Genomic DNA, 18741 nt, shown 5'->3' with positions numbered 1-18741 from the left:
CGGTTCTCCACACCGTGGGATGGATGCAGGACGTCCACGGCGGAGAGGTGGGGGCGGGTGGCATCTGAACAAATGGCCGAGGGGCAGGAAGGGACCGGACCGCTGCCGCCGGCGCGGCCCCTCGACGCGATCGACCAGGACATCCTGCGCATGCTGCAGGCGGACGGCCGCGCGTCGATACGGTCGGTCGCCGAACGGGTGCACGTCTCCCGCGCGAACGCCTACGCGCGGATCAACCGGCTCGTCGAGGACGGCGTCATCCGCGGTTTCGGGGCCCGCGTCGACCACGAACGGGCCGGTCACGGCACGTCGGCGTACATCACCCTGAAGATCGTGCAGAACACCTGGCGCACGGTCCGCGAGCAGCTCAGGCAGCTCCCCGGCGCCTCGCACATCGCCCTGGTGGGCGGGGACTTCGACGTGCTGCTGCTGGTGCACACGCCGGACAACCGGACGCTGCGCGAGCTGGTGCTGACCCGGCTCCAGGCCATTCCCGAGGTGCTGAGCACCCGCACGCTGCTGGTCTTCGAGGAGGAGGACCTGGAGCCGCAGGGATGAGACGAGGCAGGCCCCAGGGGGCGCGGGAACTCAGGCCCCGGAACCGCCTCAAACCGCCTTGCGCAGTCCTCCGAAGGCCAGCTGCGCCACTGCGTCCGCCACCTCACGCTCGTTCATGCCGCGCCCGTCCGGCCGGTACCACTCCACGATGGAGTTGATCATGCCGAAGACCAGCCGGGTCACCAGCCGTACGTCTATGTCCTCGCGCACGTCCCCGTCGGCCGCCGCGGCCTTCAGCAGCCCGGCCACCCGGTGGTCGAACTCGCGCCGCCGCTCCAGGGCCCACCGCTCGGTGTCCGTGTTGCCGCGCACCCGCAGCAGCAGGGTCACGTAGGGCAGCTCCGCGATCAGTACCTCGACCATGCGCCGTACGACGTACTCCAGCCGCTCGGCCGCGCGTCCCACGCGCGCGTGCTCCTCCTCGAGGATCGCGAAGAGTCCGTCGAGCGCCCGGCTCACCGCGCGGCGCAGCAGCTCCTCCTTGCCGGCCACGTGGTGGTAGATGGACGACTTGGAGATGCCGGCGGCCTTGGAGAGGTGCTCCATGGAGGTGCCGTCGTAGCCGCGTTCGTTGAACACCTGCACGGCGACGGACAGCAGCGTCTCCGGGGTGTAGGTGTCCCGCTTGGCGGTGGTCATGGAGTGTCCTCCCGCTGGTCGGTGGCGCACGCGTACCGGTGGAGGGCGAGGGACGGCGCGTAACGGCCGGAGGGGTCCACCCCGTGCAGTTCGTCCAGCAGGGACCCGGCCCAGCCGCGGCCGAGCCGGCGGCTCCACTCGAAGGGCCCGAGGGGGTAGTTCACACCCAGCCGCATCGCGGTGTCGATGTCCTCCTCGGTGGCGACGCCCTTGGCGACCGCGTCGACCGCGAGGTCGATGATCCGGGCCACGGTCCGCGCCACGATCATCCCCGGGACGTCACCGATGACGCTCACCTTCTTGCCGAGCGCCTGGAACAGCCCGGTGGCCTCGGCGACGGCGACCGGCGAGGTGTGCGAGGCATGCGCCAGGGCGATACGCGTGGCCTTGCGGTAGTCCGGCGCCAGGTCGAACCGGACCACGTCACGGGACTCCCCGGAGATCCGTCCGTCGGCGAGCACCAGCCGACCGCCGCTCGGCAGCACCAGCCGGGAGCCGTCGTCCCCCTCCGTCCCGCGCACCTCGATGCCCGCCTCACGGATCAGGGCGAGCAGCTCCGACGCCGGCCCGAGATCGCCCTCGGCGACGACGTACGCGGGCGGTGCCACGGGCTCGGCGGTGTGCGGCTCGGGCCGCTCGGCGCCCTCCTGGTGGTCGTACCAGCCGCGGCCGGTCTTGCGGCCGAGGCGGCCGGACTCGACCAGCCGGCGCTGCGCCAGGGACGGAGTGAAGCGCACGTCGTGGAAGAAGGCCCGCCACACCGAGTGCGTCACGGACTCGTTGACGTCCTGCCCGATGAGGTCGGTCAGCTCGAAGGCGCCCATCCGGAAGCCGCCGGACTCGCGCAGCACGGCGTCGACGGTCGCCGGGTCGGCGCCCTGCGACTCGTACACCGCGAAGGCCTCGGCGTAGAACGGCCGCGCGACGCGGTTGACGATGAAGCCGGGGGTGTCCGCGCAGGCCACCGGCGTCTTGCCCCAGGCGCGCGCCGTCTCGAACGCGCGCGTGGCGCACGCGACGTCCGTGGCGAAGCCGGAGACGACCTCGACGAGCGGCAGCAGCGGCGCCGGGTTGAAGAAGTGCAGGCCGACGAAGCGGCCGGGCACGCGCAGGGCGCCGCCGATCGCCGTGACCGACAGGGACGAGGTGTTGGTGGCGAGGAGGCAGTCGTCGTCGACGACGTCCTCCAGCGTCCGGAACAGCTCCTGCTTGACGTCGAGACGCTCCAGGACCGCCTCGACGACCAGGGCGCAGCCTGCGAGACCGGAGACCTCGTCGACGGGCCGCAGACGGGCGCGGGCCGCGTCCCGCTCGTCGGCGGTGAGACGCTCCTTGTCGACCAGCCGGTCGAGGCGGGCGCCGATCGCGTCGGCGGCCTTGCGGGCCTGGCCCGGGGCGGCGTCGTACAGCCGCACGGGATGCCCCGCGACCAGCGCGACCTGGGCGATTCCCTGCCCCATGGTGCCGGTGCCGACCACGGCCACGGGACTGCTGAGGTCGAGTGCTGTCATGTGCGCGATCCTCCCGCACGGTGATTTCCACAGATGCGGCGGACCCCCTTGTCCCGACCGATCGTTCGGTTACTCTAACTCTGACCGCCTGTCCCTGACTACGTTTCCGCAAGGTCCAAGAGCTCGACGAAGAGTTCCTGAGACGAGGAGTTGGTCCCGCATGGCCGCCGAACTCACCGCGCACGAGCTGATCGCCCGCCACCGTCCCACCCTGGACCAGGCCCTGGAAGCGATCCGTACGCGCGCGTACTGGTCCCCGCACCCCGAGCACCCGAAGGCCTACGGGGAGGACGGCAGTCTGGACATGGCGGCGGGCAAGGCCGCCTTCGACGCCCTGCTCGGCACCCGCCTCGACCTCGGCCAGCCCGGCACCGACGGCTGGGTGGACGGCGAGACCTCCCCGTACGGCGTCGAGCTGGGCGTGAGCTACCCGCACGCGGACCTGGACGTGCTGCTGCCCGCCATGAGGGCCGGGATGCGCGCCTGGCGCGACGCGGGCGCGGAGGCCCGCGCGGTGGTCTGCCTGGAGATCCTCAAGCGGATCAGCGACCGGACGATGGAGTTCGCGCAGGCGGTCATGCACACCTCCGGCCAGGCGTTCATGATGGCGTTCCAGGCCGGCGGCCCGCACGCGCAGGACCGCGGCATGGAGGCGGTGGCCTACGCGTACGTGGAGCAGGTCCGCACGCCCGACACCGCGGAGTGGACCAAGCCGCAGGGCAAGCGCGATCCGCTCGCCCTCACCAAGACGTTCGTCCCGGTCCCGCGCGGCATCGGCCTGGTCATCGGCTGCAACACCTTCCCGACGTGGAACGGCTACCCGGGCCTGTTCGCCTCCCTGGCCACCGGCAACGCGGTCCTGGTCAAGCCGCACCCCCGCGCGGTGCTGCCGCTCGCGCTCACCGTCCAGGTCGCGCGGCAGGTGCTCACCGAGGCCGGCTTCGACGCGAACCTGGTGGCGCTGGCCGCCGAGCGGCCCGGCGAGGGCATCGCGAAGACGCTCGCCACGCGCCCGGAGATCCGGATCATCGACTACACCGGCTCGACGGAGTTCGGCGACTGGCTGGAGAGCAACGCGCGCCAGGCGCAGGTGTACACGGAGAAGGCCGGCGTCAACACGGTGCTCGTGGAGTCGACGGACGACTACAAGGGGATGCTGTCCAACCTGGCGTTCTCCCTGTCGCTCTACAGCGGCCAGATGTGCACCACCCCGCAGAACCTGCTGGTGCCCCGCGACGGCATCACCACCGACCAGGGCCCCAAATCCTTCGACGAGGTCGCCGCCGACCTGGCCAAGGCGGTCGACGGCCTGCTCGGCGACGACGCCCGCGCCAACGCCCTGCTGGGCGCCATCGTCAACCCGGACGTCAAGGCCCGCCTGGAGGCCGCCGCCGGGCTCGGTGAGGTCGCCCTCGCCTCCCGCGAGATCAGCAACCCGGACTTCCCGGGCGCGGTGGTCCGCACCCCGGTGATCGTGAAGCTGGACGGCGCCAAGCCGGACTCCGAGGCCGCCTACATGAGCGAATGCTTCGGCCCGGTCTCCTTCGTCGTCGCCGTCGACTCGGCCACCGACGCCACCGAGCTGCTGCGGCGCACCATCCAGGAGAAGGGCGCGATGACGGTCGGCGCCTACACCACCTCCCCGGAGGTCGAGGAGGCCGTCCAGGAGGTCTGCCTGGAAGAGGCCGCCCAGCTGTCCTTCAACCTCACTGGCGGGGTCTACGTCAACCAGACCGCTGCCTTCTCCGACTTCCACGGCTCCGGCGGCAACGCGGCGGCCAACGCCGCCCTGTGCGACGGCGCCTTCGTGTCCAACCGCTTCCGGGTGATCGAGGTGCGCCGGGAGGCGTGAGCCCGCCTCAGGAGGGTGCGCCCCCGGTGGCGCTCCAGTGGTACAGCGTCATGGCCACGCTGGTCGCGAGGTTGTAGCTGGAGACCTGGGGGCGCATCGGCAGCGCCACCAGTTGGTCGGCCCGCGCGCGCAGCTCGGCCGTGAGGCCGCTGCGCTCGGAGCCGAAGGCGAGCAGGGCGTCGTCCGGCAGCTTCAGGGAGCGGATGTCCTCGCCCTCCGGGTCCAGCGCGAAGACCGGTCCGGACGGCAGCTCGTCCACGGTCAGCCGTTCCACGGCGGTGGCGAAGTGCAGCCCCGCCCCGCCGCGCACCACGGTGGGGTGCCAGGGGTCGAGCGTGCCGGTGGTGACGACACCGGTCGCCCCGAATCCGGCGGCCAGCCGCACCACCGCCCCCGCGTTGCCGAGATTGCGCGGCTGGTCCAGGACCACCACCGGAGCGGTGCGGGGGGCGTGCGCCAGCTTCGCCAGGTTCTCCGCGCGGCCGGGCCGTACGGCCAGGGCGGCCACGGCGGTCGGATGCGGACGCGGCACCAACGACGCATACGTCCCGTACGGCACCTCGGTCAGCAGCGCCGCCATCGCCTCCCGCACGTCCTCCGCCAGTTCGTCGGCGAGGGCCAGCGCGCCGGCCCGGTCGGCGGTCAGCGCGATGAGCACCTCGGCGCCGAAGCGCACGGCGTGCTTGAGGGCGTGGAACCCGTCGAGCAGTACCGCGTCCGGGGCGGCGCGGCGCCATGCGGCCACCGGGTCCGGGGACGCGGCGGCGGGGTCCTGGGCAGGGTGGGTCATGGCACGCAGCCTACGTGCGTGCTCCCGGTACGCCGTCCGTCACCGGGGCGGGCTCCGCCGGGCTTCCGGCCGGGGGGTCGGCCGGCCGCCGTGGCGGCGGCACCGGGGCCTTGGACGCGGGCGGGCGCAGGCGCCCACGCGCGCGTGCCGTCAGAGCGCCGACCCGGCGCAGGAAGGACGTGGGCAGGAAGACCGCGTCGGCCGCGATCATCGCCATCGAGAAGAAGGGGAGCCCGAGCACCACGGCGATCACCGCGTGCTCCATGATCATGAAGCTCAGCAGGACGTTCTTGACCCGCCGGTTGAACAGTGTGAACGGGAAGGCGACCTGCACGACGACGGTCACGTACGTCACCAGCATCACCATGGTGCCGCTGGCCGAGAGCAGGTCGGCCAGTCCCTGCCAGGGGGAGAAGTACTCCAGGTGCAGCGGGTAGTGGACCGCGGTGCCGTCCTGCCAGCGCGACCCCTGGACCTTGTACCAGCCGGCCGTGGCGTAGATCAGGCAGGCCTCCGCCATGATCACCAGCAGCGCGCCGTTGTGGACGACGTTCGCGACGACGTCCAGCAGGATCCGCGGCTGCCCGCTCCTTGCCGGGCGCCCGGCCAGCCACCACGCCGCGAGCGCGAGCCACACGCCCCACAGCGTCGCCGGTATGAACCAGTCACCGTCCGTCCGGCCCGCCAGGAACGCCAGGAGCAGCGCGAAGCCGAACACCGCCCACAACGCGGGCCCCACCCGGTCGCGTGGCAGCTCCCCCCGCGCGCGTGCCTCGCGGGCCCTGCGCGCCCGCCGCGCGTCCAGGGACCACACCTGGCCGCAGCGGGTGAAGACCAGGTAGATCGCCATGATGTGCAGGACGTTGTCGCCGCCGTCGCCCATGAAGACGCTGCGGTTCTGCAGCGCCAGGACACCCACCATGAACAGCACCGACATGGTGCGGGTGCGCCAGCCGAGCAGCAGCAGCAGGCTCGCCGGCACGGCCAGCGCGTAGACGGCCTCGAACCAGAGCCGGCTGTCCGACCAGAGCAGCACGGTGAACGCGTGGTTCGTCGTCACCAGCTGTGCGGCGAGGTCCCAGTTCCACGGGCCGTCGGGGCCGTAGAGCTCATGGCGGTGGGGGTATTCGCGCAGCAGGAACAGCAGCCAGGTGAGGGCGAGGCCGATACGGAGCACCGCCGTCTGGTGCGGGCCGAGCGGGGAGTCGGTGACGCGGGCGATCGCCCGCGAGACCGCCAGCGAGACGCGGTTCACCCGATGCCTCCCCGGGTCTCCTTCTCGGGCAGCGTCCACCAGGGGAGCACGCGGTACACGGGCTTGCCGGACACCTTCTCCTCGCTCCAGGCGGGCGGCGGCACGTCGGCGGTGCGTGAGCGGACCTGGACCCGCGCCAGTTCGCCGTCCGGGCCGGCCGCGTCCGCCCGGTCGAGGCGCATGGCCATGATCCGGCGCAGATACGTCTCGGAGAGCGCCCCGCGCATGCCGACCGGGCGGTTGTCGTCGTCGTGCGTGGAGACGAAGAAGTCCCAGGCGCGGCGCAGCTCGTTCTGCTGTGTGTGGCTGGGCGCCACGTTCCCGTCGATGGCCCGGCCGTCCTCGGCCGACAGGTCGTACCAGCCGGTGGTGCGGCTCCCGCCGTCCGGCGTGCGGATCTCGGCGCGCACCTGCACGGACACGTTCTGCTGCAACGGGTTCGGCGCGAACAGCTTCCAGTTCTGCTCGAACTCCGGGTAGATCCAGTCGGCGATGGTCTCGCTGTGCTTCTTGCTGACCGTGTTCGCCGGCGCGACGTGCAGGAACGTCATGCCGAGGTGCACACACACCGCGATGGCGACGACCGCGATGGCCAGCGCGGCACCGATCTGATAGCGCAGGGAGAGAGCGGCCACACCGGTACGGGCTTCACCGAGCGGTCCGCCCAACGCCTCCCGCGCACCGGGGGGCGGCGGGTCCGGGGGACCGCTCGGTGCCTCCCCGCTGTCGAGGGGCACGGCGGTCGGCTCGGATGTCCCCGGAGCGGTCGCGTCCGGGGTGTCGCCGTCCGGCACCTCGGAGCCCGGTACGGGAAGCACGGGGTCGGGCGCTGCGTGGGGCTCCGGTACGTCGGACGCGGGCGCGGCTGACTCGTCGGCCCCGGGGACCTCCAGCGCGGGGAGTGCGGGACCAGGTGAGGCGTCGGTCTCCGGTGCGTCCGGCGTGGGGGCGTCGTGGGGTGCGGCCGGACCCGGCACGTCCGACGGCGGTGTGGGTCCGGGAAACGGGGCGCGCGGGCCCGGCACAGCGGGCCGCGCCGGCCCGTGCCGTGCGTCCGAGCCCTTGTCGTACGCGTTCATTCCGCCCCGATCCCCGAGTTCCCGGTCCTTGCCGCGTCCGCCCGGCAGCGAGGCCCTCGCGGTGCGCGGCCAGGACCGCGCCGCCGCGTCGCACGGAACGGTACTCAGCCCCGGCCCCCCGGGCACAGTCCCGCCGGTACTCCGTCCCGTGGCGGTCACCACATCCGGCCGCCCCGGGCCCCGTTCACAACCGGCACCCGCAGGTTATCCACAGCGGTTGACACCTCGCGGCGCCCGTCTCACCATGGAATCGCACGAACCGAACGATCGGTCGGGAGCGTGCTCCGGGAAGCATCCAGGTCGAGGGGGACCCCATGGCGACAGCAGCCGCCCGCGATACGGCCGGCAGTCCGACCGCGCAAGACGCACCGGCGGGCCTCGGCGACCCCGCCGAGTTCCAGCGCGCCTTCGACGCGGCGGTCGCCGCCGACGAGCGGATCGAGCCGCGTGACTGGATGCCGGACGCGTACCGCGCCACGCTCGTCCGGCAGATCGCCCAGCACGCGCACTCCGAGATCATCGGCATGCAGCCCGAGGCGAACTGGATCACGCGCGCGCCGTCCCTGCGCCGCAAGGCCATCCTCATGGCGAAGGTGCAGGACGAGGCCGGACACGGCCTGTATCTCTACAGCGCCGCCGAGACCCTCGGCGTCGGCCGCGACGAGCTGCTCGACAAGCTGCACTCGGGCCGCCAGAAGTACTCCTCGATCTTCAACTACCCGACGCTGACCTGGGCCGACGTGGGCGCCATCGGCTGGCTGGTGGACGGCGCCGCGATCACCAACCAGGTCCCCCTGTGCCGCTGCTCCTACGGCCCGTACGCCCGCGCGATGGTCCGCGTCTGCAAGGAGGAGTCCTTCCACCAGCGCCAGGGCTACGAGCTGCTGCTGGCCCTCAGCAAGGGCACCCCGGAGCAGCACGCGATGGCGCAGGACGCGGTGGACCGCTGGTGGTGGCCGTCGCTGATGATGTTCGGCCCGCCCGACGACGAGTCCCAGCACTCGGCGCAGTCGATGGCCTGGAAGATCAAGCGGCACTCCAACGACGAGCTGCGCCAGCGCTTCGTGAACATCTGCGTTCCGCAGGCGGAGTCGCTCGGCCTCACCCTCCCCGACCCCGACCTCCGGTGGAACGAGGAGCGAGGGCAGTACGACTTCGGCGCGATCGACTGGTCGGAGTTCTGGGAGGTCCTCAAGGGCAACGGCCCGTGCAACGAGGAGCGGCTGTCCCGGCGCAGGAAGGCCCACGAGGACGGCGCCTGGGTCCGGGAAGCGGCAGCGGCCCACGCGGCCAAGCACAGGAACGACGAGACGGGAGCTACGCGCGCATGACCCACACCGACTGGCCGCTGTGGGAGGTCTTCGTGCGCTCGCGCCGGGGACTGTCCCACACCCACGCCGGCAGCCTGCACGCACCGGACGCGGAGCTCGCCCTGCGCAACGCGCGCGATCTGTACACCCGCCGCGGCGAAGGCGTCTCCATCTGGGTCGTGCCGTCCTCCGCCGTCACCGCCTCCTCGCCCGACGAGAAGGACCCCTTCTTCGAGCCCGCCGCCGACAAGCCCTACCGGCACCCGACGTTCTACGAGATCCCTGAGGGGGTGCAGCACCTGTGACCACGACACCCGCCGCGGAGACCGTGCCCACGGCCGCCGCGCTCGCCCTCGGTGACGACGCCCTGGTGCTCTCCCACCGCCTCGGTGAGTGGGCCGGACACGCCCCCGTGCTGGAGGAGGAGGTCGCCCTCGCCAACATCGCGCTCGACCTGCTCGGCCAGGCCCGGGTACTGCTGTCCACGGCCGGCGACGAGGACGAGCTGGCCTTCCTGCGCGAGGAGCGGGCCTTCCGCAACTGCCAGCTGGTCGAGCAGCCCAACGGCGACTTCGCCCACACCATCGCCCGCCAGCTGTTCTTCTCCACCTACCAGCACCTCCTGCACCACCGGCTGGCCTCCGGCGGCGGGCCGTTCGCCCCGCTGGCCGGAAAGGCCGTCAAGGAGGCCGCCTACCACCGCGACCACGCCGAGCAGTGGACCCTGCGGCTCGGCGACGGCACCGACGAGAGCCACGGCCGGATGCAGCGGGCCGTCGACGCGCTGTGGCGCTACACCGGCGAGCTGTTCCAGCCCGTCGAGGGCCTCGACGACATCGACTGGGCCGGCCTGGAACGCACCTGGCTGGAGCTGGTCACGGACGTCATGGGCCGCGCCACCCTCACGGTGCCCGAAGGCCCCCGCGTCGGGGCGTGGTCGGCCGGAGCGGGCCGTCAGGGCCTGCACACCGAGCCCTTCGGCCGGATGCTCGCCGAAATGCAGCACCTGCACCGAAGCCACCCGGGGGCGGCATGGTGACGGTCACGCCCCTGGAGGCGGAGCTGCTGGAGCTGGCCGGCTCGGTCCCGGACCCGGAGCTGCCGGTGCTGACCCTGCGCGAGCTGGGCGTGGTCCGCGCGGTGCGCGCGCACGGCACAAACAGCGTGGAGGTCGACCTGACGCCGACCTACACCGGCTGCCCGGCCGTCGAGGTGATGAGCCTCGACATAGAGCGGGTGCTGCGCGACCACGGCGTGCGCGAGGTGACGGTGCGCACGGTCCTCGCCCCCGCCTGGTCGACGGACGACATCACCGACGAAGGGCGCCGCAAGCTGCGCGAGTTCGGTATCGCCCCGCCCCGCACAGGCGTCGCCTCCGGCCCGGTCCGGGTCGACCTGGGCCCCACGCGGACCGGTGCGGGCGGACCGGCCGACGAACCGGAGCCCGTGCGCTGCCCGCACTGCGGCTCCGCCGAGACCGAACTGCTCAGCCGCTTCTCCTCCACCGCGTGCAAGGCGCTGCGCCGCTGCCTCGCCTGCCGTGAACCGTTCGACCACTTCAAGGAGTTGTGATGGCCCGCTTCCACCGGCTCCAGGTGGCCGCGGTCGACCGGCTCACCGACGACTCCGTCGCCCTCACCCTCGCCGTCCCCCCGCAGCTGCGCGAGGAGTTCCGCTACGTCCCCGGGCAGCATCTCGCGCTGCGGCGCACCGCCGACGGCCAGGAGATCCGCCGCACCTACTCGATCTGCTCCCCCGCCCCCGACGGCGAGGCGCCGGGCACCCTGCGGGTCGGGGTGCGGCTCGTGGAGGGCGGCGCCTTCTCCACGTACGCGCTGAAGGAGATCGACCTCGGCGACGAGCTGGAGGTCATGACCCCGGCCGGCCGTTTCACGCTCCCCCCGGCCCCGGGGCTGTACGCGGCCGTCGTCGGCGGCAGCGGCATCACCCCGGTCCTGTCGATCGTCTCGACCCTGCTGGCACGCGAGCCCCGCGCCCGGTTCTGCCTGATACGCAGCGACCGGACGACCGCCTCGACGATGTTCCTGGAGGAGGTGGCGGACCTGAAGGACCGCTACCCCGACCGGTTCCAGCTGGTGACGGCCCTCTCCCGGGAGGAGCAGCAGGCGGGACTGCCGTCCGGGCGGCTGGACGAGGAACGGCTGGCCGGGCTGCTCCCGGCCCTGCTGCCCGTGGACCAGGTGGACGGCTGGTTCCTCTGCGGGCCGTACGGGCTGGTCGAAGGGGCCGAGCGGGCACTGCGCGGGCTGGGCGTCGCCCGCTCCCGCATCCACCAGGAGATCTTCCACGTGGACTCCGGAGCGACGACCCCCTCCACCGCGGCCGCCCCCGCGCACAGCACAGTCACGGCACGGCTCGACGGACGCGGGGGCACCTGGCCCGTGCAGACCGGCGAATCCCTGCTGGAGACGGTCCTGCGCAACCGGCCCGACGCGCCCTACGCCTGCAAGGGCGGCGTGTGCGGCACCTGCCGGGCCTTCCTGGTCTCCGGGGAGGTACGCATGGACCGCAACTTCGCCCTGGAGTCGGAGGAGACGGAAGCGGGATACGTCCTGGCCTGCCAGTCGCATCCGGTGACGGAGAAGGTGGAGCTGGACTTCGACCGCTGACCCCACTCGCTCCTGGGGCGTCCGGCAACCTCCGGACGCCCCTGAGTATCCGGCGCCCTCAGAGCACGTGCCCCGGCTGACCCTCGTCCGTGACGACGGGGCGTCCGGCGGCCTCCCACACCTGCATGCCGCCGTCCACGTTCACGGCGTCGATGCCCTGCTGGGCCAGGTACATGGTGACCTGGGCCGACCGCCCGCCAGAGCGGCAGATTACGTTGATCCGTCCATCCTGCGGGGCGGCCTCGGTCAGCTCGCCGTAGCGGGCCACGAACTCACTGATGGGGATGTGCAGCGCGCCTTCGGCGTGACCGGCCTTCCACTCGTCGTCCTCGCGGACGTCCAGCAGGAAGTCGCCGTCCTTGAGGTCACCGACCTGGACCGTGGGCACACCAGCTCCAAAACTCATGTCCCCGACGCTACCCGACCGGCCGACCACCCGTTTCAGCCCCGCAGGGCGGCCAGCTGCGCCTCGCGCTCGGCCACATCGGCCTTGAGCTGCGCGGCGATGTCCGCAAGAAGCTGGTCGGGGTCGTCGGGCGCCAGCCGCAGCATGGAGGCGATGGCGCTGTCCTCCAGGTTCTTGGCGACCACCGTGAGCAGTTCCTTGCGCCGGGAGAGCCATTCGAGGCGGGCGTAGAGCTCGTCCGCCGCGCTCGGGACGCGCTTCAGCTCGGGGCCTGCGGCCCACTCCTCGGCGAGTTCGCGCAACTCGGTCTCGCTGCCGCGGGCGTAGGCGGCGTTGACCCGGGTGATGAACTCCTCCCGCCGGGCGCGTTCCTCGTCCTCCTGCGCCAGGTCGGGGTGGGCCTTGCGGGCGAGGTCCCGGTAGAGCTTGCGGACCTCCTCGCTGGGCCGCACCCGCTGCGGCGGCCGGACCGGCTGGTCCGTGAGCATGGCGGTGGCCTCGGGGAACAGGCCGTCCCCGTCCATCCAGCCGTTCATCAGCTCCTCGACGCCGGGGATGGGCAGCAGACGGGCACGCGCCTCGTCGGCCCGCCGCCGGTCCTCGGGGTCGTCGCTGCGGGACGCCTTGGCCTCGAGGATCAGGGCGTCCAGTTCCTCGACGCGGGCGTACAGCGGACCGAGCTTCTGTTCGTGCAGCCGGGAGAAGTTCTCGACCTCGACGCGGAAGGTCTCCACGGCGATCTCGAACTCGATCAGCGCCTGTTCGGCGGCCCGTACGGCCTGCTCCAGCCGCTCCTCGGGCCGCGCCGCGCCACCGCCGGCGGGCGTTCGCTGCGCGCCGGCGCCTCCACCCTGCTCACCTTCCGAGGTCGTCACCCGGACAGCGTAGGCCACCTGCGAGGCGGGCACGCTCCCGTCACGGTGGCATGCGTCCGCCCCGCCCCGGGCCGGGCCGCCTCAGACTCCCATCTCCGCGGCGATCCGCCCCGCCCGCACGGCCGCGACCAGCTCCGTGTGGTCCGCCTCCGTCCGGTCGGCGTAGGCGACGGCGAACGTGGCGACGGCCTCGTCCAGCTCGTCGTTCTTGCCGCAGTACCCGGCGATCAGGCGGGGGTCGGCGCTGTGCGAGTGGGCACGGGCCAGCAGCGCCCCGGTCATGCGGGCGTAGTCGTCGACCTGGTCGGCGGCCAGCGCCGCCGGGTCCACGCTGCCCTTGCGGTTGCGGAACTGCCGCACCTGGTAGGGCCGGCCGCCGACGGTCGTCCAGCCGAGCAGGCTGTCGCTTATCACCTGCATCCGCTTCTGGCCCTCGACCACGCGGCGGCCCTCGTGCTCGGCCTCCGGGGCGTCGAAGCCCGCGGTGGGCAGATGCGGCACCAGCGCGGAGGGGCGGGCCTCCTTGACCTGGAGGACGAGCGGCTCGCCCCGGTGGTCGAGCAGCAGCACGACGTACGAGCGGGTGCCGACACTGCCGGTACCGACGACGCGGAACGCCACGTCGTGCACCGCGTGCCGGGCCAGCAGCGGGTGCCGGTCGGACGGCAGCGTGCCCAGGTACTGCTCCAGGGAGGCGGCGACCGCGGCCGCCTCGGCGTCCGGGACCCGGCGCAGCACGGGCGGTGCGTCCACGAAGCGGCGCCCACCGTCCTCGGTACGCTCGGTCGACTTGGCGGCGAACCGGCCGCTGGTGTTGGCGCGGGCCTTCTCGGCGACCCTCTCCAGGGTGCCCACCAGGTCGTGCGCGTCGGTGTGGGAGACGAGCTCCTCGTCGGCGATGGCGTTCCACGCGTCCAGTGCGGGCAGCTTGGCCAGCAGGCGCATGGTCCGGCGGTAGGCGCCCACCGCGTCATGAGCCGCGGCACGGCAGGTGTCCTCGTCCGCGCCGGCCTCCCGCCCGGCGAGCACCAACGAGGCCGCTAGCCGCTTGAGATCCCACTCCCAGGGGCCGTGCACGGTCTCGTCGAAGTCGTTCAGGTCGATGACCAGGCGGCCCCGGGCGTCGCCGTAGAGGCCGAAGTTCGCCGCGTGGGCGTCGCCGCAGATCTGGGCGCCGATGCGGGTGACGGGCGTGCGGGCCAGGTCGTAGGCCATGAGGCCGGCCGATCCGCGCAGGAAGGCGAACGGCGTGGCCGCCATCCGGCCGACGCGTAGGGGGGTCAGCTCGGGCAGCCGGCCGTGGCCGGACTCCTCCACGGCGGTCACGGCGTCGGGGCGGGAGGGATCGAGGCCGAAGGCCGCGTGGGCGCTGCGGGGCACCCGCTCGCGCAGTGCCTTGCCCTCCTGCTTCGGCGTGCCCGCGGCGGGCCACCGTCCGAATCCGGCCACCTGCGGCAGCCGCCGTTCCTGCCCGGCGTCCGCGCTCGCGGCCCCCGCCTTCCCGGATCCGGCCGCTCCGGTCGTCCCGGCGACCACTTCGACTCCTCCGGCTCGGGCGTCACTCACCACGACCGCCTCCCCCCTGCACGTGTATGCGGTGCACACCTGCCGACATCGATCGTGCCGACCGTACAGCCGTGGGCGGCAGGGACGTCAGCCCTGTGGACAGCGCCCGTGGGTACCGTCGATGCCCTCGGGGCGTCCTGTGGACAACCCATACCGCCCCGGGACAATCCACACCACCGTGGGCGACCCACACACCCCGTGGACGACGGCAGACGAACCCCGGCCGAACCAGCCGCATTAGTCGAACGAGTTCGAACGAGTCGAGGACCGTCCGACTACCGGCGGAACGTGCACCACCCGCCCGGCACTCCCGGCGCGGCCCGTTACAGGCGGAGATCACCCCTCTTGCCGCCCGGGGCGACGCGAATTCGATCATGAGATCTTCCTCACACGCCCCCATGCACGCACACCCCCCACACATGCGAAACGGGCGGCATCCGATGGATGCCGCCCGTTCGACGGTGTGCGCGAGGGGGGAGTTGAACCCCCACGCCCTTTCGGGCACTGGAACCTGAATCCAGCGCGTCTGCCTATTCCGCCACCCGCGCATTGGGTGTGTCTTCCGGGCCTTGCCCCTTGGGGCCTGGCGCCTTCCGACATCGAGAACATTAGCACGCTGGTCGGGGTGGATTCACATCCCTTGTCCGCGCACCGCCCGCGACCGGGCACAACGCCGGCGGGGGCGCCACCCGGCGTCCGGAGGACGTCTCCCCGGCACCGTCCCGCCACCCCTCGGCCGCCCCTTCGACACCCACGGACCCGTTCCCGACCGGAACGCCCCGGCAGCTCTCGCACCCGGACCGCCCGCCCACCCGCACACCGTCGCCGACCTGCCCGCACCGCCGCCCATCCCCGTTGCGGCCATGTCGCGACCATGACCGCTTCACGTATCAACCTCGTACCGGTACCAGCCGTCTCCCCAGGAGGCGGGCGGAGTCCGCCGCAGGGTGCGGGACACTGGTCTGTGGCCCCCTCTACGATCCATGGCAGAACGACGCGCACCAGCACGGCCGATGGAGTTCGAAGAGGAGCCCCGGAGGGAACTTCGTCAGGCGTCGACACCCGGCGGCCGGGCGGACAGGGGGAACCAGCCGATCGGGCGGCGCGTGGATACGATCAGTAAGCAGTACCAGGTAAGCGGTGCACGGAACGGTGCACGGGGCAGTACACAGGACGGCAGCGACGGAGGAGGTGCCTCATGGGAGTCCTGAAGAAATTCGAGCAGCGTCTCGAAGGTCTGGTCAACGGCACCTTCGCCAAGGTGTTCAAGTCCGAGGTGCAGCCCGTGGAGATCGCGGGTGCGCTCCAGCGGGAGTGCGACAACAACGCCACCATCTGGAACCGCGACCGCACCGTCGTGCCCAACGACTTCATCGTCGAGTTGAGCACCCCGGACTTCGAGCGGCTGAGCCCGTACTCCGGCCAGCTCGGCGACGAGCTCGCCGGCATGGTGCGCGACTACGCCAAGCAGCAGCGGTACACCTTCATGGGCCCGATCAAGGTGCACCTGGAGAAGGCCGAGGACCTCGACACCGGCCTGTACCGCGTGCGCAGCCGCACGCTCGCCTCCTCCGCCAGCCAGGCCGCAGCCGGCCAGGCGGCCCCCGGAGCGGCCGGCCCCGCCGGCGCCCCGCCCGCCGGACGCCCCGGTGGCTACGGCTACCCGCCGGCCGCCCCCGCGGGCGCCCCGCCCATGCCGGCCGCGCCGCCGCCCGGAGGCCGTCCCGGCGGTTACGGCTACCCGCCGGCCGCGGCGGGACAGCGGCCCCCGGCCGCCCCCGCGCCCGGCGGACGCACCCGCTACTGGATCGAGATCAACGGCACACGCCACCAGATCTCCCGCGCCACCCTGGTGATGGGCCGCAGCACCGAGGCAGACGTGCGGATCGACGATCCCGGCGTCTCCCGCCGGCACTGCGAGATCCGGACCGGAACGCCCTCGACGATCCAGGATCTCGGGTCCACCAACGGCATCGTGGTGGACGGGCAGCACACCACCCGCGCTACGCTCCGCGACGGCTCGCGGATCGTCGTGGGCAGCACCACCGTTATCTATAGGCAAGCCGAAGGGTGAAGCGGGGGCAATGTCAGAGCTGACCCTCACGGTCATGCGGCTGGGTTTCCTGGCCGTACTGTGGCTGTTCGTGATCGTGGCCGTGCAGGTCATCCGGAGTGACCTGTTCGGCACTCGCGTCACCCAGCGCGGCGCCCGGCGGGAGGCAGGCCGGCAGCAGGCGAACCGCCAGGCACCGCCGCAGCAGCGCCAGCAGTCCGGCGGCGGCGGCCGCCGCGGCCGCAACACCCCCACCAAGCTCGTCGTGACCGAGGGCACCCTCACCGGCACCACCGTCGCCCTCCAGGGCCAGACCATCACCCTGGGCCGGGCGCACGACAGCACGATCGTGCTGGACGACGACTACGCCTCCAGCCGCCATGCCAGGATCTACCCGGACCGCGACGGTCAGTGGATCGTCGAGGACCTGGGCTCCACCAACGGCACCTACCTGGACCGGACCCGGCTGACGACCCCCACACCGATTTCGCTGGGCGCACCGATCCGCATCGGCAAGACCGTCATCGAGCTGCGGAAGTAGTACGAGAATGAGCGAGCGGAGCGAGCACGCGGTGGGGGTCCTCACCCAGGGTCCCGGCGCGCTCCCGACCGGAGGGTGGGCAGTGTGGCTCGACACGACCGGCTGTACCCGGAGCCGACGGGCGAGGTGCGCATGAGTCTGTCCCTGCGCTTCGCCGCCGGATCGCACAAGGGCATGATCCGGGAGGGCAACGAGGACTCCGGTTACGCCGGTCCCCGCCTGCTCGCCATCGCCGACGGCATGGGCGGCGCCGCCGCCGGTGAGGTCGCCTCCTCCGAGGCGATCTCCACCATCGTCGCCCTCGACGACGACGTGCCCGGCTCCGACCTGCTCACCTCCCTCGGCACGGCCGTCCAGCGCGCCAACGACCAGCTGCGCATGATGGTCGAGGAGGACCCCCAGCTCGAGGGCATGGGCACCACCCTGACCGCCCTGCTGTGGACCGGCCAGCGTCTCGGCATGGTGCATGTCGGCGACTCCCGCGCCTACCTCCTGCGCGACGGCGTCCTCACCCAGATCACCCAGGACCACACCTGGGTGCAACGTCTGGTGGACGAGGGCCGGATCACCGAGGAGGAGGCCACCACCCACCCGCAGCGCTCGCTGCTGATGCGGGCCCTCGGCAGCGGCGAGCACGTCGAACCCGACCTCTCCATCCGCGAGGTGCGGGCCGGCGACCGCTACCTGATCTGCTCCGACGGCCTGTCCGGCGTGGTCTCCCACCAGACCCTCGAAGAGGCCCTGGCCAGCTACCAGGGCCCCGAGGAGACGGTGCAGAACCTGATCGAGCTGGCACTGCGTGGTGGCGGGCCCGACAACATCACGGTGATCGTCGCCGACGTCCTGGACCTCGACACCGGGGACACCCTGGCCGGACAGCTGTCCGACACCCCGGTCGTGGTCGGCGCCGTCGCCGAGAACCAGAACCAGCCCAACGACAACGGCATCATGCAGACCCCCGCGGGCCGGGCGGCCGGCCTCGGGCGGCGGCGCGGCGGGGGCGGCGGCGAGTTCGGCCCGCCCGGCAGCGGCGACGTCACCGGCTTCATCCAGACCGACGGCTTCGGCTACGGCGACGACGACTTCGTCAAGCCCGCCAAGAACCGCCGGTGGCTGAAGCGGTCCGTGTACAGCCTGCTCGCGCTGGCCGTCATCGGCGCCGGCCTCTACGGCGGCTGGCGCTGGACCCAGACGCAGTACTTCGTGGGCGCCCAGGGCGAGCACGTCGCGCTGTACCGGGGCATCAACCAGGACCTGGCCTGGGTCTCCCTCTCGAAGGTCGAGAAGGACCACCCCGAGATCGAACTCAAGTACCTCCCGCCCTACCAGCGCAAGCAGGTCGAGGCGACCATCGTCGAGGGCGACCTGTACGGCGCCCGGGAGAAGATCGAGGAGCTGGCCGTCCAGGCCTCCGCGTGCAAGAAGCAGGCCGAGCGGCGCGCCGCCGACAGCGAGGCCAACGCGCGCACCGGAGCGGGCGAGGCCGGAGGGACCACGGGAACCACTCCCGCGTCCTTCTCGTCCAAGGCATCACCGACGCCGAACCCCTCGGACTCGGCGAAGGCCCCGGAGCAGTCCACGACCCCGTCCACGACCGCACCCACTACCAGCCCCGGCCCCAGCCTCTCGGAGGAAGAGCAGAAGGTCGTCTCGCTGTGCGGTAAGCAGTAGGCAAG

18 protein-coding genes and 1 tRNA gene are annotated in these 18741 nt (G+C 72.4%); 10 read left to right on the top strand and 9 right to left on the bottom strand.

Features of this window, described 5'->3' with window-relative positions:
• Positions 1–72 precede the first annotated feature (72 nt).
• A complete protein-coding gene (locus ACIF8S_RS17795; protein WP_190096499.1) occupies positions 73–558 on the top strand; it encodes an Lrp/AsnC family transcriptional regulator in 486 nt (161 codons plus the stop codon).
• Positions 559–606: 48 nt separating this feature from the next.
• Here ACIF8S_RS17795 and ACIF8S_RS17790 read toward each other — a convergent pair whose 3' ends face one another.
• Entirely contained in the window at positions 607–1197 is a 591-nt protein-coding gene (locus ACIF8S_RS17790) for a TetR/AcrR family transcriptional regulator (protein ID WP_399999991.1), read from the bottom strand.
• Entirely contained in the window at positions 1194–2708 is a 1515-nt protein-coding gene (locus tag ACIF8S_RS17785; RefSeq protein ID WP_399999990.1) for a 3-hydroxyacyl-CoA dehydrogenase, read from the bottom strand. Before ACIF8S_RS17785 ends, ACIF8S_RS17790 begins: the two co-directional genes overlap by 4 nt.
• Positions 2709–2868: 160 nt before the next feature.
• Here ACIF8S_RS17785 and paaN point away from each other — a divergent pair, with 160 nt between their 5' ends.
• Positions 2869–4560 (top strand): phenylacetic acid degradation protein PaaN, encoded by a 1692-nt coding sequence (gene paaN / locus ACIF8S_RS17780; RefSeq protein ID WP_399999989.1) that lies wholly within the window; start codon positions 2869–2871, stop codon positions 4558–4560.
• 7 nt (positions 4561–4567) lie between these two features.
• Here the strand turns inward: paaN and ACIF8S_RS17775 are convergent, their stop codons facing one another.
• The 3 genes from ACIF8S_RS17775 to ACIF8S_RS17765 are packed head-to-tail and all read right to left on the bottom strand — an operon-like array spanning position 4568 to position 7684.
• Positions 4568–5350 carry a TrmH family RNA methyltransferase gene (locus ACIF8S_RS17775; protein ID WP_399999988.1) on the bottom strand — a complete coding sequence of 261 codons (783 nt, stop codon included), beginning with the start codon at positions 5348–5350 and terminating at the stop codon, positions 4568–4570.
• Positions 5351–5360: 10 nt separating this feature from the next.
• Entirely contained in the window at positions 5361–6605 is a 1245-nt protein-coding gene (locus ACIF8S_RS17770; protein WP_399999987.1) for an HTTM domain-containing protein, read from the bottom strand.
• The gene (locus ACIF8S_RS17765; RefSeq protein ID WP_399999986.1) at positions 6602–7684 is read right to left on the bottom strand and encodes a DUF5819 family protein; all 1083 of its coding nucleotides are present in this window, start codon (positions 7682–7684) and stop codon (positions 6602–6604) included. Before ACIF8S_RS17765 ends, ACIF8S_RS17770 begins: the two co-directional genes overlap by 4 nt.
• A gap of 314 nt (positions 7685–7998) precedes the next feature.
• Between ACIF8S_RS17765 and paaA the strand changes: the two genes are divergently transcribed.
• From paaA to ACIF8S_RS17740, 5 genes are read left to right on the top strand one after another with little or no spacing between them, the layout of a single operon-like run.
• A complete protein-coding gene (paaA, locus tag ACIF8S_RS17760) occupies positions 7999–9015 on the top strand; it encodes a 1,2-phenylacetyl-CoA epoxidase subunit PaaA (RefSeq protein ID WP_399999985.1) in 1017 nt (338 codons plus the stop codon).
• Positions 9012–9299 (top strand): 1,2-phenylacetyl-CoA epoxidase subunit PaaB, encoded by a 288-nt coding sequence (gene paaB, locus ACIF8S_RS17755; RefSeq protein ID WP_024886305.1) that lies wholly within the window; start codon positions 9012–9014, stop codon positions 9297–9299. The genes paaA and paaB overlap by 4 nt, the downstream gene beginning before the upstream one ends.
• The gene (gene paaC, locus ACIF8S_RS17750) at positions 9296–10033 is read left to right on the top strand and encodes a 1,2-phenylacetyl-CoA epoxidase subunit PaaC (protein ID WP_399999984.1); all 738 of its coding nucleotides are present in this window, start codon (positions 9296–9298) and stop codon (positions 10031–10033) included. Before paaB ends, paaC begins: the two co-directional genes overlap by 4 nt.
• Positions 10027–10566 carry a 1,2-phenylacetyl-CoA epoxidase subunit PaaD gene (gene paaD, locus ACIF8S_RS17745; RefSeq protein ID WP_399999983.1) on the top strand — a complete coding sequence of 180 codons (540 nt, stop codon included), beginning with the start codon at positions 10027–10029 and terminating at the stop codon, positions 10564–10566. Before paaC ends, paaD begins: the two co-directional genes overlap by 7 nt.
• The gene (locus tag ACIF8S_RS17740; protein WP_399999982.1) at positions 10566–11624 is read left to right on the top strand and encodes a 2Fe-2S iron-sulfur cluster-binding protein; all 1059 of its coding nucleotides are present in this window, start codon (positions 10566–10568) and stop codon (positions 11622–11624) included. Before paaD ends, ACIF8S_RS17740 begins: the two co-directional genes overlap by 1 nt.
• Before the next feature lie 58 nt (positions 11625–11682).
• Here ACIF8S_RS17740 and ACIF8S_RS17735 read toward each other — a convergent pair whose 3' ends face one another.
• The 4 genes from ACIF8S_RS17735 to ACIF8S_RS17720 form a co-directional block, all read right to left on the bottom strand.
• Positions 11683–12012 carry a rhodanese-like domain-containing protein gene (locus ACIF8S_RS17735; protein ID WP_024886301.1) on the bottom strand — a complete coding sequence of 110 codons (330 nt, stop codon included), beginning with the start codon at positions 12010–12012 and terminating at the stop codon, positions 11683–11685.
• Between the two features lie 53 nt (positions 12013–12065).
• Positions 12066–12905, bottom strand: a complete 840-nt coding sequence (locus ACIF8S_RS17730; protein ID WP_399999981.1) for a hypothetical protein — start codon at positions 12903–12905, stop codon at positions 12066–12068.
• An 81-nt stretch (positions 12906–12986) separates the two neighbouring features.
• Positions 12987–14471: a DUF2252 domain-containing protein gene (locus ACIF8S_RS17725; protein ID WP_399999980.1), complete on the bottom strand. Its 1485-nt coding sequence runs from the start codon at positions 14469–14471 to the stop codon at positions 12987–12989.
• Between the two features lie 464 nt (positions 14472–14935).
• Positions 14936–15019: transfer RNA gene (locus tag ACIF8S_RS17720), tRNA-Leu, on the bottom strand.
• A gap of 650 nt (positions 15020–15669) precedes the next feature.
• On the opposite strand from ACIF8S_RS17720, the gene ACIF8S_RS17715 reads away from it, so the two are divergent.
• The 3 genes from ACIF8S_RS17715 (at position 15670) to ACIF8S_RS17705 (ending at position 18736) form a co-directional block, all read left to right on the top strand.
• Positions 15670–16545, top strand: a complete 876-nt coding sequence (locus ACIF8S_RS17715) for an FhaA domain-containing protein (RefSeq protein ID WP_399999979.1) — start codon at positions 15670–15672, stop codon at positions 16543–16545.
• 10 nt (positions 16546–16555) lie between these two features.
• Positions 16556–17065 (top strand): FHA domain-containing protein, encoded by a 510-nt coding sequence (locus tag ACIF8S_RS17710; RefSeq protein ID WP_024886297.1) that lies wholly within the window; start codon positions 16556–16558, stop codon positions 17063–17065.
• 132 nt (positions 17066–17197) lie between these two features.
• Positions 17198–18736, top strand: a complete 1539-nt coding sequence (locus ACIF8S_RS17705; RefSeq protein WP_400000068.1) for a Stp1/IreP family PP2C-type Ser/Thr phosphatase — start codon at positions 17198–17200, stop codon at positions 18734–18736.
• Positions 18737–18741: the final 5 nt, after the last annotated feature.

It is taken from the genome of Streptomyces sp. NPDC085937, assembly GCF_044540535.1.
Taxonomy (GTDB): Bacteria; Actinomycetota; Actinomycetes; order Streptomycetales; family Streptomycetaceae; genus Streptomyces.
The sequence above is the reverse complement of the archived record's forward strand: the minus strand, read 5'-3'. Positions and strand labels throughout refer to the sequence as shown.